Origin of the sequence: Paraburkholderia sp. BL9I2N2, assembly GCF_004339745.1 — a bacterium.
Lineage (GTDB): Bacteria > Pseudomonadota > Gammaproteobacteria > Burkholderiales > Burkholderiaceae > Paraburkholderia.
Genome location: NZ_SMGP01000001.1, coordinates 2726756 through 2743183, shown reverse-complemented (window position 1 = coordinate 2743183; position 16428 = coordinate 2726756). Strand labels below are relative to the sequence as shown.

The window sequence follows — 16428 nt, the reverse complement described above, 5'->3', positions numbered from 1 at the left end:
GCCATATAGAATGAAACCAATAGCCAGCAACGTGCGGCTTGAAGTACCGCGACGGCGCGCGCAGCGCTGCCGGAAGAATGACGGCCTTGTCACTGACGCGAAATTCGCGAGGACACAGATTCCAGATGCACCACTATCGCGACTGCGCGAGGGACCCGCTTATAAGCTAGCGGTTTGAGCCGCTTTCTCTTGCCTACTTCTCTTTGCGGCGGCAAAGAGAAGTAGGTGCCGCCCCGCACAGGGGCAACGCTAATAGACCACTAACAACACAAGGAAAGGCCAACACCCCAAAAAGCACAGCCAAAAAACCACCAGACAGGCCCAAACCCCTGCCCATTCACCGCACCGCCGACTTCCCCCCATCCGCCACCGGCCCCTCATCCTCAGCCGCCGCATCGCGAGTCTCCGGCATCGCCGCCCACACCAGCAATACAGCCAACGCCCCAGCCGCAGCCAATCCAAAAAAGCTCACAGCATTGCCAAAGTGATCGGCGACAAACCCAGCAGCGGTAGTGCTCAACGTAGCCCCGATCCCAGCCGCCAACCCGAACAATCCAATACAAAGGTTATAACGCCCCTTACCGCCGGCCACATCGGCGGCAATCAACGGAAGCATCACGCCAAACACCGCAGCACTCAACCCATCGAGCATCTGCACCGGCACGAGCAAATAAGGGCTGCTGATCCCGGCAAACAACAACGCCCGTATCGGCAACGCCGAAAACCCGAGCAGCAGAATCGGCCGACGTCCCCATCGCTCGGCCGAGCGTCCGACCCACGGCGACATCATCGCCACGATCGCCTGCGGCACGATGATGCACGCGGCAATCACGAGCTGCACGTTGTCACCCATGCCGGCCGTCACTTCGCCGGCGGCGAGATTGAGCATCGCCGCATTCGACAAATGGAACAGCACGATACACGCCGCGAACAACAGCATCCGCTTGTCGCGCAGCAATTCGCGCAGACTCTCGCGCCGCTCGATCTGCTGCGGCGTCGGCGCGGACTTCGGCAGTTCGACGGTGTCGGTGCGCTGGATCATCGTCAGCGCGAAGAGCGCGGGCACGGCGAGCGCGGCGGTCAGCCAGAACACCGCGCGCGGCGAATAGTATTCGCCGAACACGCCCATCAGGCCGGCCGCGACCGCGCTGCCGATCGACGCCCAGCGCGCATTGCGCCCCAACCGATCGCCGAGATTCGCTCGCCCCACCAGCGCGAACGAGATCGCGGCGAGCGCCGGCGTCAGCATGCAGCTCGCGAAGCCGTGGAAGACCTCGGCGGCGATCACCGGCAGCACCGTCGGGCTGACGGCCAGCAGCACCGCACTCAGGATGATCGCGATGATTGCCCAGGCCGCCGCGCCTTTCTTGTTGCGCAAGGCATCGACGGCGGCGCCGCCGGGCACCTGGCTCACCATCGCGCTGATGGTGCCCACGGAGAGCGCCATGCCGATCTCGCCCTGCGTCCATTTATGCGAGGCGAGATAGGACGCGATGAACGGTCCAAAACCCGTCTGCACATTGGCGACGAAAAAATTCAGCCAATCGAGCGCGCGCAAGCTGCGCGCCGTTACCAGAGTGCGGCCTATCATCGGGCCGCCCGTGCGTTGGAAACCGCCGTGGACGTGGCCGCGGCGGCCGGCGCCGCAACCGCGGCGGGTGCGGAAGCAGGAGCGGGCGCAGGCGCGGGCGGTGGCGCCGGCGACACCGCACGTATCGGTTTGTCGCTGGCGTATGGCGGTGTCGCGTTGATCTGCGCATCGCTCAAATCCATCAGCGGATGCAACTCCTTGTCCTTCGTCACGAAGCGCAGCGCCGACCAGTTGGCGGCAATCGTGCGCCGTTCGGTGCTGACCATGCCGTTGACGTCGAGCACGACCGCCTGCGGCTGCGCGTTGGCGTCGATCAACACATCGATCACGCGGCCGACCTTGGCGCCGTTCGAGCGCTCGACGGTTGCGTCGATCAGCGGCAATTGCACGGCAACCGAGGCGGCTTTGGCCGCGTTCGCCGGGACCGCGGCGGCATTCAGTGTGATGGGGGCGGCCTTCGCGGTCGGCGTAAAGCGGAACGCGCTCCACGGGAAGTTCACCTTGCGGTCGCCGACACCCAGGAAGCCTTGCAGGTTCACGACCATCTCACGCGGCTTGCCGCCGGCGTCGGCGATCAGATCGACTGCGCGTCCGACCACTTTGCCGTCGGGCTTCTGCACTTCGCTGTCGAGCAGCGCGCGCGCCTCGTTGCGCTCGATGGTGCGCAGCACGATCAGCGGCGGGGGCGGCGGAGGGGGCGGCGGAGGCGCCGTGACAACAGGCGGCGGGGGCTCGACCTTGTGCGGTTTGACGACCGGCTTCTTCGGCTTTTTCGATTGTTCGGGTTCGGCCGCTTCGGTCTCGACCGGTTCGGGCGCGGACGCGACCACCGGCGCGCTGGCCGGCTCGACGGGCATCACCGTGGCGTCGACGATCGGCGCCTGCTGCGGGCCCCACAGCAGGCTGCAACCGGACAGCGCGAACAGCGCGAACACAGCAAGAATCAAGAGACGCCAGGCAGGACGCGAAAAACCGCCGCTCATCAAGAAGGACTCCATGGGCCGGTGCGGACGGGCGCAGTGAGCCGCCGCAGTTAAAACAGGTACGGGCCAGAGTGTAACCCGCGACGTCGGGCGGCCCCGTTTTTGCAGGCGATCTGACAGGTTGGCCCAAGCACGGTTCATGCCGCGCTCCGCGGTTGCGCTCGCTCATCGAAGTCCATTTTCACGCGTGAAAACCCTCAAAACCCTTTCAGATCTTCATGACAAACCGTAGGTGTAAACACGCGGACCGTGAAGCTGGTTTGCCGTCCCTTAAAGGATATAAGCATCGCGACATGTCAGGCATGCCATCCATGCGATGGGAGATATATTTGTGTTGCCCTACATTTCGAGACAGCGAATAAGACCCCACCCCACACTAAACCAACGCAACGAGACGAACCTGATGACGACCGAATCGACGGCCGTTTCAGCACGCTGATAAAGGAGGCACTCATCATGATGGAACCCCACGCCCAACCGATTTCTGAAGTCGGCGCCGAATCATTCGACGGAAAGGGCTTTCTCGACCGCTACTTTGAAATCTCCTCACGCGGCAGTTCGCAGCGTCAGGAAATCGTCGCGGGGATCACGACCTTCCTCGCGATGGTCTATTCCGTGTTCGTCGTGCCGGGCATGTTCGGCAAAGCGGGCTTCGACACCAGCGCGGTGTTCGTCGCCGTGTGTCTGACCACGGCTTTCGGCTCGCTGCTGATGGGTGTGTGGGCGCGCTTGCCCATCGCGATCGGCTGCGCGATTTCGCTGACGGCCTTCACCGCGTTCGGCCTCGTGCTCGGCAAAGGCCTGCATCCGAACGTCGCGCTCGGCGCGGTGTTTCTGATGGGTGTCGTGTTCACCGCGATTTCGGTGACGGGCGTGCGTTCGTGGATTCTGCGCAATCTGCCGACGGGCATCGCGCACGGCACGGGCATCGGCATCGGCCTGTTCCTGCTGCTGATTGCCGCCAATGACGTGGGCCTCGTCGTGAAGAATCCGGGCGCTGGTCTGCCGGTCGCGCTGGGCAATATCACCGCCTTGCCGGCCATCATGTCGGTGGCGGGTCTGGCGGCCATCTTCGGTCTGGTGCGCCGCCGCGTGCCGGGCTCGATCCTGATCGTGATCGTGGCGATTTCGGCGATCGCCTTCGTGATCGATCCGGCCATGTCGTTTCACGGCGTGTTCGCGGTGCCGTCGCTCAGCGCACCGGGTCACGCGTCGCTGATCGGCGCGATGGACATCAAGGGCGCCTTGTCGATGGCGGTTCTGCCCAGCGTGCTGGCTCTCGTGATGACCGCGGTGTTCGACGCCACGGGTACGATCCGCGCCGTCGCGGGACAAGCGGGCCAACTCGATGAAAACGGCCGCATCATCAACGGTGGCCGTGCGCTGACGGCCGACTCGCTGAGCTCGATTTTCTCGGGCCTGCTCGGCGGCGCGCCGGCAGCGGCGTATATCGAATCGACGGTCGGCGTGGCGGCAGGCGCGAAGACCGGCATGGCCGCGGCGGTGGTCGGTTTGCTGTTCCTCGTGGTGATGTTCTTCTCGCCGCTCGCGGCCCTCGTGCCTTCGTACGCGACGGCGCCCGCGCTGATGTACGTGGGTTTGCTGATGCTCTCGAACGTCAGCAAGCTGCATATGGACGACATGGTCGACGCGATGTCGGGTCTGATGTGCGCGGTGTTCATCGTGCTGACCGCCAACATCGTGACGGGCATCATGCTCGGCTTCGCGACGCTGGTGATCGGCCGCGTGGTCAGCGGCGAGTATCGCAAGCTGAACGTGGGCACGGTTGTGATCGCCGTCGTGCTGGTCGGTTTCTATCTCGGCGGCTGGGCGATCTGATCGTCACGTCATAGGCTCGGGCATTGCCTGGGCCTCGCCGGGTTGCAGTATCGATCTGTTGAATCTGTGCTGGAAAGCGAGAGCGGAGTGGTGCGATTCTGGCCGCTTCGCTCGAGCCTGTAGTCGGTTGTTCTCCACCTTTGACGCGGCGCGTTGCAGAGGCTATCTGCGGCACGCCGCGTATCTTTTTTGCCGCGCTCCCCCTTTACTTTCCACGCGCTCTACGAAAGCGCGTACCTGTCCTTGACATCCTTCGCTGCGTTTCTATACTTAACCTCATGGTTAAGTTTAACGAAGCGCTACTGGATCGCACCTTCGCCGCGCTGTCCGACCCGACACGGCGGGCGTTGCTCGCGCGTCTATCGTCGAAAGATCTGTCGGTCAGCGAGCTCGCCGAGCCGTTTGCGATGTCCTTGCCTGCTGTGATGAAACACCTCGACGTGCTGAGCGAGGCGGGTCTCATCACACGCAACAAAACCGGCCGCACGGTGGCGTGCCGCCTGTCCGCCGGGCCGATGGAAGAAGCCATGGCGTGGCTTGGCCGCTATCAGCGCTTCTGGTCCGAATCACTCGATCGTCTTGCCGCTTTCGTCGAAGAGGAACAAGCCCCATGTCCACCCAGCCCAGCCTCACCCTCCAGCGGCGTCTCAACGCCGCGCCCGCCAAAGTCTTCCGCGCCTGGACGGAACCGGCGCAATTCATGACATGGATGCATCCGGGCGGCTCGGACGTGGTGCGCGCGGAGCTGGATGTGCGGGTCGACGGGCGTTACGTGATCGTCTATCGCAAGCCGGACGGCAACGAGGTCGAGGTCGGCGGCCGGTATCTGGAGGTGGTGCCCGACCGCAAGCTTGTTTTCACATGGGTGTGGCGCTATAGCCCGGAGCATGAGTCGCAGGTCACGCTGCTGCTGGAACCGGACGGCGACGCCACATGGCTCACGCTCACGCACGAACGTCTCGCCGACGATGCGCAGTGCGAGGATCATCGCCGCGGCTGGACCGACGGGATCGATTCGCTGGAACGCTACGTGGCGTGATGTCGTTTGTATTCGTTAGTCTGCACGACGCAGAGAAGGAGACGCATATGGAACCGCAATACCGTACTGGGTCGAGAGAGGAATGGCTGGCCGCCAGCAGGGCATTGTTAGCCGAAGAAAAGGCGCACATGCGCGCCGGCGACGAACTCGCGCGCAAACGCCGCGCGCTGCCGTGGGTGAAGGTCGACAAGACGTATACCTTCGATACGCCGCAGGGCCGCAAGACCCTGGCCGATCTGTTCGACGGACGCAGCCAGTTGATCGTTTATCACTTCATGCTGGGCGCCGATTGGGAAGAGGGCTGCGTCGGCTGCTCGTTCCTGTCGGATCACATGACCGGGATCGTCACGCATCTCGAACATCACGATGTGTCGTACGTGACGGTGTCGCATGCGCCGCTCGCGAAGATCGAGGGTTTCAAGAAGCGCATGGGCTGGAGTTTCCCGTGGGTGTCGTCGGCCGGCAGCGACTTCAATTTCGACTATCACGTGTCGTTCACGCCCGAACAGTTGGCGAGCAAGAAAGCGTTTTACAACTTCACCGAGCAGGACGTCGGCATCGATGAGCAACACGGCCACAGCGTGTTCTACAAGGACGAGAGTGGCGACGTGTATCACACGTATTCCTGCTATGGACGCGGCGATGAACGCTTCATCAACACCTACGCGCATCTGGACGTCACGCCGAAGGGCCGCAATGAAGACCGCAGCCTGACCGACTGGGTCAGACATCACGACCGCTATGAAGAGAAGATGCAAGGTGGCTGCGCCGCGTGCGGTTGACGGACCGCGGCGCTAGCTCAGGCTCGCGTTGAAAAGCGGGGACGTCATGCACCTTGGCGTCCCGCTTCGTAAAACAGCGCGAACAGTTCCGACTGTGAATTGACGTTCAGCTTCGTATAGATGTGCTTCTTGTGCGCGCGCACGGTCTCGAACGAGATCGTCAGTTTCTCCGCGATGGCGCGCGTCGAAAATCCGCTCAAGGTCAGCATCGCCACTTCCACCTCGCGTGCCGTGAGCGATGCGCGGCCACCCGACGATGCGACCTGTTCGAAGCGCGCGGCGTACGCGGGGGTGTCCGTGGGTGCTAGTGTTTCCGTTGCCGTTTCGGGGCTGGCCTCGGTCAGGGCCGACCGCGTCGCATCGAATCCCTCGTATGGCAAGCGCTGTCGCAAGAGCGCAATCACCCACGGCGCGCACAGCGCCAGCACGGCCAGATCACGCTCGCCATAGCGATGCGTCGCGCCCAGCGAAAAGGCGAGCGTGTGCCGCGCGTCGATCATGTAGTTGAAGTGCACCTCGTCGCCGACGATATTCTTCCTGAAGTACCGCTGGTAGTAATCGGTCATCGAGAAGTTGTCGGGCGCGACATCGGCCAGCGTGACGAAGCCCGACGCGGGCGTCTCGGTAGCGGCGATATAGAACGGATCGAGTTGATAGAGCGCGGCCAGATAGTCCTGAAACATCGCATCCACGGTGCCGTCCGGCGTCGGCGATTCGGCGCACACGAGCGGCGCTTCGCCGGGTGTGAAGCGCAACGCGACCCAACTGTCGAAGGCCACATAGCGTTCGAGCGCGCGCGTGAGGCGGGTCCAGAAGTGCGCGCTATCGAGGGCTTCGATAACCGCGCCGATCTCGCGATGAAAGGCCAGATCGCGCCATTCGAGTTCCATGCGTGCTCCGATGAGGGTAACCCAGCAGGGTAATTACGAACAAAAATATGTCTGGTAATAATAGGCCCAACCTGATCGCGCGGCGGCTTAAAACAGCCGCTATGCAACGCGAAGCGAACCGGCATGGACGGCAACTAAATTGCATGGGACCCGAGTCAGCACTGACTCGGGTCGACAGGAGACACAATGCTTCAACTCGAACTGGCACAGATTCCCGTCGTGGATGGCGCCGTGGGCGTCAGCGGCGCGAACGTGCAACGCGTGCTGCAAATCATCGGCCAGCGTTCGGCCGGAACCGATCTGATCGTGTTTCCCGAGACGACGCTGTCGGGCTTTCCGACGCGGCATAACGTCGGCGAAGTGGCGGAAACCATCGACGGTCCTTCGCTCACCGCCGTGCGCCATGCGGCGCGTGAAGCACGCGTGGCGGTGGCGGTGGGCCTCGCCGAGCGCGACGGCAGCCGCTTTTTCAACACCACGGTGCTGGTCGACGAGCGCGGCGAGATCGCGCTGCGCTATCGCAAGACGCACCTGTGGGCGTCGGACGTCGGCGTGTTCGAACCGGGCGACCGCTATGAAGTATGCAGGTTCAAGGGCATGACCGTCGGTCTCTTGATCTGTTACGACATCGAATTCCCCGAAACAGCGCGAGCGATCGCCTCGCTAGACGCCGATCTGCTGATCGTGACCAATGGCAACATGGACCCGTTCGGGCCGGTGCATCGCCGGGCCATCGTGGCGCGCGCCATGGAAAACCAGATGTTCGCGGCGCTCGTCAATCGTATCGGTCCGGGCGACGACAACCTCACGTTTCCCGGCGAATCGGCGCTGATCGATCCGTTCGGCGACGTGGCGTGCGACGCCGGCCAGCAGGAAACCGTGCTGCGCGCGACGCTGGATCGCGCGCGTCTCGAAGGCGCACGCGAACACTACCGTTACCTGCACGACGCGCGCATCGCACTCGATCTCGCCACTGAAGACGGCGCACAGGGCCAACGCGCGCGCGTGATTCGCTCGCGCTGAAGCAAACGCTCAGACAGATAGCGACCGGGCGCGTGCCGCTTTGGCGGCGGCATGCACAAGCCCGGCAAATCAGTAAAGACATCGGCGCGAATCCCGCGCTGCCAGCAAGTCCGATCGATCCGGTTCGACTGGGGCGCGTGCCATGCCGCGCCCGGGGCGACGCCTGTCCATTCGCAAGAGGAGACACCGTATGACTTCATCATCATCCGCCGCTGAACCCACGGCCCCGCGCAGCGCGCATCTGAAGCGCACGCTCGGCCTGCCTTCCGTCCTGCTGTTCGGCCTCGCCTACATGGCGCCGCTGATCGTCTACGGGACGTATGGCGTGCTGGCGAGCGCCAGCCACGATACGGCGGCGCTCGCCTATCTGATTGCCCTGGTGGCGATCGTGTTCACCGCGCTCAGTTACGGCAAGCTTGCGCGGCTCTTCCCGGTGGCCGGTTCGGCCTATACGTATACGCGCAAGAGCTTCAACCCGCATCTCGGCTTCATGATCGGCTGGGCCACCTTGCTCGATTATTTTTTCCTGCCGATGGTGATCTGGCTGATCGGCGCGGCGTATCTGAGCGCCGCTTTTCCGCATGTGCCGAGCTGGATCTGGATCGTCGCTTTCATCGTGCTGACCAGTGCGCTGAACATTCTCGGCATCGAACTCGCGAACCGTTTCAACATCGTGCTGATGGTGGTGCAACTGGCGATCGTCGCGTTGTTCGTCGTGCTGTGCTGCCACTATGTGACGGCGGCCGTCGGGCCCGGCGGCCTCATTTCGGCCGAGCCGTTCTTCAAGCCGCGGGTGCCGCTCTCCGCGACGATGGCGGGCGCCGCGATCGCCGCGTATTCGTATCTCGGCTTCGATGCTGTCTCGACGTTGACGGAAGAAACCATCGCGCCTGAGAAGACCATGCCACGTGCCATCGTGCTGATCGCGCTGATAGGCGGCGCGATCTTCGTGATCGCGGCATACACGGTGCAACTCGCGCATCCGGGCGCGGTGTTCAAGGACCCGGATTCGGCGGCCTTCGAAGTCGCGCGCAAAGTGGGCGGCGATATTTTCGTCACGGTGTTTCTGGCGGGCCTGATTCTCGCGCAGTTCGCCTCGGGCATCTCGGCGCAGGCGAGTGTGGGACGTCTGTTGTATGCAATGGGCCGAGACGAGGTGCTGCCTAAACGGATCTTCGGTTTCGTGCATCCGAAGTTCAAGACGCCGGCGCTGAACATCGCGATCGCGGGCGCCATCGGTCTGGTCGCCTTGAAGCTCGATGTGGCGACTTCGACGTCGTTCATCAACTTCGGTGCGTTCCTTGCGTTCACGGCTGTCAATCTCTGCGTGATCCGCCAGTTCTTCAACGCGAAGGGCAGTGCGAATGCAATGGGTGTGATCGGCGGCCTGCTGTTCCCGCTGGCTGGCGCGCTCGCAGACGTCTGGTTGCTGGTGAGTCTGGAGAAAACGGCGCTGGTGCTCGGCGCGGTGTGGTTCGTGTTGGGCTTGTGCTATCTCGGCTGGATCACGCGCTGTTTTCGTCAGGCGCCGCCGGAAGTCGCGGTTTGATGAAACGGCTTGCGCTCATGGATGAGCGTGGCCGTGGTGGGAGTGACGCCGCCGCGCGTGGCGTCACGCTCGAAGCGCTCGTGTTCAAAGCGACATGTCGAAGGCGGGCCTGAGGAACAGTTCGATCGCCATCACGACGAGTCCCATTGCGGCAGCTGACAGCGTCAACGTACCGTATTCGTCGTAGCGTGCATCGTAGAGACACGCCACGACGAAGAGAATCGCCAGCAGATTGGTTAGCCAATCGAAATTCAGCGCCAAAGTCATCGATCAAATCCGGGCTCATGTGCGGCTCGGATTGTCGAATCGCACGATCAGGTGAGCGCGATTCTATCGAGTCGAGCTTACGGATTCGCAACGGCGACGCTTACACTAATTACGCCCGGAAGAAGTCCTCTCGGGGTGTGCCCTGGAGGGCACACCAAAGGAAAATCCCCTCGGCTTACGCCGCGGAAGAAGTCCGCTCGGGGGACAGCATGTCGTGCTCGATCCAGTCGATCACTGACGTGCGCTTCGGCTGCCACCCCAGCAGCTTGCGCGCGCGCTCGCCGCGTACGCGGCTATTCGAGCCGAGGCCGTACGAGGCCATTTCATAACCCCATTCCTTCTGCGCTTCTTCGAGCGGCCAGTCTTGCGGCGCGCCGAGTTTCATCGCGCGCGCAATCGCGGCACTCATGTCGCGGAACGATGCTTCGCCGCTTTCGACGAAGTAGAAGGTACCCCCAGGCGTCTTATCCAACGCGAGGCGATACAGTTCGGCGACATCGTCGATGAACACGTTCGACCAGATGTTGCCGCCGCTGCCCACATGACGCACCACGCCGCTCTCTTGCGCCTGACGCACGAGGCGCGGCAACTGCACACTCGCGCTGCCCGGCACGGCGCCATGACCGTAGATCAGCGTGTTGCACAACACGGCCGAGCGGATGTTCTGCTGCGCGGCATCGAGCACCAGTTGATCGATGGCGACGCGCGCGGCCTTGTCCGCGGTCGGCTCGGGCAGCGCGTCCTCGTGATAGATGCGCGCCTGACCCGCTTCGCCGCCCGATGCATCGCCGACGATGCTCGAACCGCTCGTATGCAGAAACGTTTTGCCGGAGCCTGCGAGCCCGTCGATCAGCGCCTTGACCGCGCCTTCATGATCGCTGCTCGCGGCATTGATGACGGCGTCGGCGGCTTGCGCTTCGGCGCTCAGCAACGCGCGATCGTCGAGCGTGCCGATCACGGGTTCGATGCCGAGGCGTTGCAACTCGGCGCTATGGTCGGGGTTGCGGATCAAACCGCGCACGGTGTGGCCGGCGCGCGCCAGATGCGCTGCAATCGAACCGCCGATAAAACCGCTTGCACCAGTGATGAAAATCTTCAAGACGTTCTCCTTGATGAGAAACACGATGACATGCACGCAGTATCCGCCGACTTGATTCTCGCAAAAACCGTGTTAGTCTCAAATCAATCTTGATTTGAAATCAACAATGAAAACATCCACCGACGAGTTGCTGGTGTTCGTCACGGTGATCGACAGCGGCTCGATCACCGCGGCTGCGGAGAAATTGGGCCAAACCGTCTCCGGCGTGAGCCGCGCGCTCACGCGCCTCGAAAAGAAACTCGATACCGCGCTGGTGCGGCGCACGACGCGCCGTCTGCAACTCACCGAAGAGGGCGAGACCTTCCTGCAGCGCGCGCGGGCGATTCTGGACGCGATGGAAGAGGCCGAGGAGTCCGTCACGCGCGGACGCGAGCGGCCCTCGGGGCGCCTGCGTGTCGATGCGGCGTCGCCCTTCATGCTGCATTGCGTGGCGCCGCATATGACGGCGTTTTCGGCGCAGTATCCGGAGATCAGGCTGGAGCTGACCAGCAATGAACGGATCGTGGATCTGCTGGAGCAGAAGGTGGATATCGCGATCCGTATCGGCGAATTGCAGGATTCGACTCTGCATGCGCGCGCCCTCGGCACCAGCAAGCTGAGAGTGCTCGCGAGTCCGGCGTATCTGGCCGAATATGGCGAGCCGAAATCGGTGGAGGCGTTGCGCGAGCATCGGCTGATCGGCTTCACGGCGCCGGAGCATCTGAATCGCTGGCCGTTGCGGGAAGGGCGCAAGGGCGGTGCCGAGTCGCTGAAGATCGAACCGGCGATCACCGCTTCGAGCGGCGAGACGTTGCGGCAACTGGCGCTGTCGGGTTGGGGCATCGCCTGTCTCGCCAATTTCATGAGCGCGGCCGATGTGCGCGAGAAGCGTCTCGTGCCGATTCTCGGCAACGCGCTGGTGGACGAGCGGCAGCGGGTGAGCGCGGTGTACTACCAGAGCGCGTCGCTGGCGGGGCGCGTGCAGTGCTTCCTGGATTTCATCGCGGCGCGCGTGAAGCTTTAGCCACGCTGTCCCATTACTCGCCCAATAAGAAGGAGCTCGCGGCTCGCCTGAGCACGCGGGCTTTTTTGCGTCACAAAAAGCCTTTCCTATAACGCTCTTATAGGCAGCGAAGCGCGCCCGTTCGCCAGTGAAATCTTTTTGTCCGTCTCGCGCCTGCCATTTTGAACGTGTATATACAAGTTGAGGCCCACGCCGCCTGGAAGGTGATCCGCAGCGCGCGGCCGCCGGAAATCGCCGCAGTGGCAAGATCCAAGCCAAGCGTGCATCCCGCCCTAATGGAAACCCCTGGGGCAAAACCTCAAAAAACAAGTTGTATATACAAGCCGACGTCGCTAGACTTCTCTCAAATTGTATAGACAGGACGACAACCATGATGAATCTGAAGCCCGGCCACCTGACTCTCCCGCAACTGCGCCAGATCGCTCGCGAACATGTCGCGTTGCAACTCGATCCCGCCAGCCACGCCGCGATCGACGCCTGCGCGCAAGCCGTCGCCGATATCGCCGCGAAGGGCGAGCCGGCCTACGGCATCAACACGGGCTTCGGGCGCCTCGCCAGCACGCATATCCCGCATGACCAGCTCGAACTGCTGCAACGTAATCTGGTGCTCTCGCATGCCGTCGGCGTGGGTGAGCCGATGTCGCGTCCGGTCGTGCGTCTGTTGATCGCGCTGAAACTCTCGAGCCTCGGCCGTGGTCATTCCGGCATCCGCCGCGAAGTGATGGAAGCGCTGATCACGCTGTATAACGCCGACGTGCTGCCGGTCATCCCGGTGAAGGGTTCGGTCGGCGCATCGGGCGACCTCGCGCCGCTCGCGCATATGTCGGCAACGCTGCTCGGCGTCGGTGAAGTGTTCGCGAAGGGCGAGCGCATGCCGGCCACCGAAGGTCTCGCGCTCGTCGGCCTCAAGCCGCTCACGCTGCAAGCCAAGGAAGGTCTGGCGCTGCTGAACGGCACGCAAGCTTCGACCGCGCTCGCGCTCTACAACATGTTCGCCATCGAAGACCTGTACCGCACCGCGCTGGTGTCGGGCGCGTTGTCGGTGGACGCGGCAATGGGTTCGGTCAAGCCGTTCGATGCGCGCATTCACGAACTGCGCGGCCATCAAGGTCAGATCGACGCGGCCGAGGCGTACCGCTCGCTGCTGCAAGGCTCGGGCATCAACGTCTCGCACGCCGATTGCGACAAGGTGCAGGACCCGTACAGCCTGCGCTGCCAGCCGCAAGTGATGGGCGCGTGTCTGGATCAGATGCGCCACGCCGCGAACGTGCTGCTGCTGGAGGCGAACGCCGTCTCCGACAATCCGCTGATTTTCCCGGACACCGGCGAGGTGCTGTCGGGCGGTAACTTCCACGCGGAACCCGTCGCTTTCGCCGCCGACAACCTCGCGCTCGCCGTCGCCGAAATCGGCGCGCTGGCCGAACGCCGCATCGCGCTGCTGATCGACGCGACGCTGTCGGGCCTGCCGCCGTTCCTAGTGCGCGATGGTGGCGTGAACTCGGGCTTCATGATCGCTCACGTCACGGCCGCCGCGCTCGCCTCGGAAAACAAGACGCTCGCGCATCCGGCTTCGGTCGACTCGCTGCCCACTTCCGCGAACCAGGAAGACCACGTGTCGATGGCGACGTTCGCTGCGCGCAAGCTCGGCGACATTGCTGAAAACACCGCGAACATTCTGTCGATCGAGTTGCTCGCCGCCGCGCAAGGCGTCGATCTGCGCGCGCCGCACAAGACCAGCCCGAGCCTGCAGAAAGTGATGGACGCAGTGCGCAAGGACGTCGCGCATTACGAGCTCGACCACTACTTCGCACCGGATATCGCGGCGGTCACGCGCCTCGTGCAGGACGGCACGATCGCGAAGCTGAGCCCGTTCTCCTTCGTGTCCGAACAGTAAGCCTCAACGCACATCAAGCCAATGAACGCACCGGCCTACCAGGGCATCAAGGACTTCATCCTCGCGCGCATTCATGCGGGCGAATGGGGTGAAGGCGACCAGGTGCCCTCCGAAAACGAGCTCGCGCGCGAATTCAACGTGGCGCGCATGACGGTCAACCGCGCGTTGCGCGAGCTGACCTCGGAGCAGGTGCTCACGCGTGTGCAAGGGTCGGGTACCTTCGTGGCCCGTCCCAAGTACGAATCCACACTGGTGGCGATCCGCAGCATCTCCGACGAAATCGTCGCGCGCGGTCATCGTTATCAGGCGAACGTGCTGCACATTGGCGCGAGCATCGCCGACGAAGCGCTCGCCGAGGAAATGCAGGTGAGCGCGGGCAGTCCGGTGTTTCATTCGCGTGTGCTGCATTTCGAAAACGACGAGCCGGTGCAACTCGAAGAGCGCTGGGTCAATCCGGCAGTCGCGCCCGAGTACGCGCTGCAGGACTTCACGAACACCACGCCGAATCAGTATCTCGTGCGTGTCGCGCCGTTGCAGCGGGTCGAGTACCGCATCGAGGCGCTGGCCGCCGATGGCGATACCCGCGAGTTGCTGACCATGGACGAACTCGAACCCTGCCTCGTGCTCCATCGGCGCACGTGGTCGCAAAGCCAGGTCGCTTCGATCGCCAATCTGTGGCATCCCGGCAGCCGTTATCGCTTCACCGGACATTTCTGACAACGCCGTTTTTGCCGTACCCGAATCTTTTTCGACCATCTTCAAGCATTCCGAGGGCCATCATGAACAACCCGAAACACATCGACCCGCGTCTCGATCCCACCCGCACGATCCGCGCACCGCGCGGCGCGGAAAAGACCTGCAAGACATGGATCGCGGAAGCCGCGTACCGGATGATCCAGAACAATCTGGATCCGGAAGTCGCCGAGCATCCGCACGCGCTGGTCGTGTACGGCGGCATCGGCCGTGCCGCGCGCAACTGGGATTGCTTCGATCAGATTCTCAAGTCGCTGAAGGATCTTGAAGAAAACGAAACGCTGCTGATTCAATCGGGCAAGCCGGTCGGCGTGTTCCGCACGCATGCCGACGCGCCGCGCGTGCTGCTGGCGAATTCGAATCTGGTGCCGCATTGGGCGACGTGGGAACACTTCCACGAGCTCGATCGCAAGGGCCTGATGATGTACGGCCAGATGACGGCGGGCAGCTGGATCTACATCGGCAGCCAGGGCATCGTGCAGGGCACCTACGAGACGTTCTTCTCAGTAGCGAACCAGCATTTCAACGGCGATCCTTCGGGCCGCTGGATTCTGACGGGCGGCCTGGGCGGCATGGGCGGCGCGCAGCCGCTGGCGGCGACGATGGCCGGCTTCTCGATGATCGCGGTGGAATGCGACGAGACGCGTATCGATTTCCGTCTGAAGACGCGTTACGTCGACAAGAAAGCCGCGACGCTCGACGAGGCGCTCGCCATGCTCGAGGAAGCGAAGAAAGCAGGCAAGCCGGTGTCGATCGGCCTGCTCGGCAACGCAGCGGATGTGTTCGCCGAATGTGTGACGCGTGGCATCACGCCGGATTGCGTGACCGACCAGACCAGCGCGCACGATCCGATTCACGGCTACCTGCCGCAAGGCTGGAATGTCGAAGACTGGCGCGAGCGTCAGAAAACCGTGCCGGACAGCATCGTGCTGCCGGCCAAGCAGTCGATGGCCAAGCAGGTGCAAGCCATGCTGACGCTGCAGGAACGCGGCGCGGCCACGCTCGACTACGGCAACAACATCCGTCAGATGGCGCTGGAAATGGGCGTGGAGAACGCCTTCGATTTCCCTGGCTTCGTGCCGGCGTATATCCGTCCGCTCTTCTGCGAAGGCAAGGGCCCGTTCCGCTGGGTCGCGCTGTCGGGCGATCCGGAAGACATCTACAAGACCGATGCGAAGGTCAAGGAACTGATCCCCGACGATCCGCATCTGCACAACTGGCTCGACATGGCGCGCGAACGTATCGCGTTCCAGGGCTTGCCGGCGCGGATCTGCTGGGTCGGCGTGAAGGATCGCTATCGTCTGGGCCAGGCGTTCAACGAGATGGTCAGGAACGGCGAGCTGAAGGCGCCGATCGTGATTGGCCGCGATCACCTCGACACCGGTTCGGTGGCGAGCCCGAATCGCGAAACGGAATCGATGAAGGACGGCTCGGACGCGGTCAGCGACTGGCCGCTGCTCAACGCGCTGCTGAATACGGCGGGCGGTGCCTCGTGGGTCTCGCTGCATCATGGCGGCGGGGTCGGCATGGGCTTCAGCCAGCACTCGGGCGTCGTGATCGTCGCGGACGGCACGGATGCGGCGAAAGAACGCCTCGGCCGCGTGCTGTTCAACGATCCGGCCACCGGCGTGATGCGTCACGCGGATGCGGGTTATGAACTCGCGCAGGAAACGGCGCGCGAGGCAGGTCTCAATCTGCCGATGCTGGGCCGTTGAG

15 protein-coding genes are annotated in these 16428 nt (G+C 63.3%); 10 read left to right on the top strand and 5 right to left on the bottom strand.

All coding sequences use genetic code 11. The features are described 5' to 3' along the window. Window positions 1-337: 337 nt before the first annotated feature. Both B0G74_RS12640 and B0G74_RS12635 read right to left on the bottom strand, forming a co-directional pair. Window positions 338-1591, bottom strand: coding sequence for an MFS transporter (locus B0G74_RS12640; protein ID WP_132375084.1), 1254 nt, complete (start codon window positions 1589-1591; stop codon window positions 338-340). Continuing rightward, complete coding sequence (locus B0G74_RS12635; protein ID WP_132376938.1) at window positions 1588-2574, bottom strand: PRC-barrel domain-containing protein; 987 nt, start codon at window positions 2572-2574, stop codon at window positions 1588-1590. The genes B0G74_RS12640 and B0G74_RS12635 overlap by 4 nt, the downstream gene beginning before the upstream one ends. 456 nt (window positions 2575-3030) lie before the next feature. Between B0G74_RS12635 and B0G74_RS12630 the strand changes: the two genes are divergently transcribed. The 4 genes from B0G74_RS12630 to B0G74_RS12615 all read left to right on the top strand — a co-directional run bounded on the left by B0G74_RS12630 (window position 3031) and on the right by B0G74_RS12615 (window position 6234). After that, a complete protein-coding gene (locus B0G74_RS12630; protein ID WP_132375083.1) occupies window positions 3031-4413 on the top strand; it encodes an NCS2 family permease in 1383 nt (460 codons plus the stop codon). Between the two features lie 278 nt (window positions 4414-4691). Further along, on the top strand, window positions 4692-5117 hold the full coding sequence (locus B0G74_RS12625; RefSeq protein ID WP_132376937.1) for a metalloregulator ArsR/SmtB family transcription factor: 426 nt from the start codon (window positions 4692-4694) through the stop codon (window positions 5115-5117). Further along, on the top strand, window positions 5114-5452 hold the full coding sequence (locus B0G74_RS12620; RefSeq protein WP_243658172.1) for an SRPBCC domain-containing protein: 339 nt from the start codon (window positions 5114-5116) through the stop codon (window positions 5450-5452). The genes B0G74_RS12625 and B0G74_RS12620 overlap by 4 nt, the downstream gene beginning before the upstream one ends. A 47-nt stretch (window positions 5453-5499) precedes the next feature. Beyond that, window positions 5500-6234 carry a thioredoxin family protein gene (locus B0G74_RS12615; RefSeq protein ID WP_132375081.1) on the top strand — a complete coding sequence of 245 codons (735 nt, stop codon included), beginning with the start codon at window positions 5500-5502 and terminating at the stop codon, window positions 6232-6234. Between the two features lie 44 nt (window positions 6235-6278). Here B0G74_RS12615 and B0G74_RS12610 read toward each other — a convergent pair whose 3' ends face one another. Next, window positions 6279-7124, bottom strand: coding sequence for a helix-turn-helix transcriptional regulator (locus tag B0G74_RS12610; protein ID WP_132375080.1), 846 nt, complete (start codon window positions 7122-7124; stop codon window positions 6279-6281). A 186-nt stretch (window positions 7125-7310) separates the two neighbouring features. Between B0G74_RS12610 and B0G74_RS12605 the strand changes: the two genes are divergently transcribed. Together B0G74_RS12605 and B0G74_RS12600 are read left to right on the top strand one after the other, a co-directional pair. Beyond that, window positions 7311-8147: a carbon-nitrogen hydrolase family protein gene (locus B0G74_RS12605; protein WP_132375079.1), complete on the top strand. Its 837-nt coding sequence runs from the start codon at window positions 7311-7313 to the stop codon at window positions 8145-8147. Window positions 8148-8337: 190 nt separating this feature from the next. Then, window positions 8338-9696, top strand: coding sequence for an APC family permease (locus B0G74_RS12600; protein WP_132375078.1), 1359 nt, complete (start codon window positions 8338-8340; stop codon window positions 9694-9696). Between the two features lie 84 nt (window positions 9697-9780). On the opposite strand, the gene B0G74_RS12595 is transcribed toward B0G74_RS12600, so the two are convergent. Next, on the bottom strand, window positions 9781-9963 hold the full coding sequence (locus B0G74_RS12595) for a hypothetical protein (RefSeq protein WP_012432554.1): 183 nt from the start codon (window positions 9961-9963) through the stop codon (window positions 9781-9783). A 175-nt stretch (window positions 9964-10138) separates the two neighbouring features. Next, window positions 10139-11062 carry an NAD-dependent epimerase/dehydratase family protein gene (locus B0G74_RS12590; RefSeq protein WP_132375077.1) on the bottom strand — a complete coding sequence of 308 codons (924 nt, stop codon included), beginning with the start codon at window positions 11060-11062 and terminating at the stop codon, window positions 10139-10141. Window positions 11063-11168: 106 nt separating this feature from the next. Between B0G74_RS12590 and B0G74_RS12585 the strand changes: the two genes are divergently transcribed. The 4 genes from B0G74_RS12585 to hutU all read left to right on the top strand — a co-directional run bounded on the left by B0G74_RS12585 (window position 11169) and on the right by hutU (window position 16427). Continuing rightward, window positions 11169-12065, top strand: a complete 897-nt coding sequence (locus B0G74_RS12585) for a LysR family transcriptional regulator (protein ID WP_132375076.1) — start codon at window positions 11169-11171, stop codon at window positions 12063-12065. 370 nt (window positions 12066-12435) lie between these two features. After that, entirely contained in the window at window positions 12436-13959 is a 1524-nt protein-coding gene (gene hutH, locus B0G74_RS12580) for a histidine ammonia-lyase (RefSeq protein WP_207915640.1), read from the top strand. 21 nt (window positions 13960-13980) lie between these two features. Then, entirely contained in the window at window positions 13981-14676 is a 696-nt protein-coding gene (hutC, locus tag B0G74_RS12575) for a histidine utilization repressor (protein WP_012432558.1), read from the top strand. Between the two features lie 62 nt (window positions 14677-14738). Next, on the top strand, window positions 14739-16427 hold the full coding sequence (hutU, locus tag B0G74_RS12570) for a urocanate hydratase (RefSeq protein WP_132375075.1): 1689 nt from the start codon (window positions 14739-14741) through the stop codon (window positions 16425-16427). Window position 16428 lies beyond the last annotated feature (1 nt).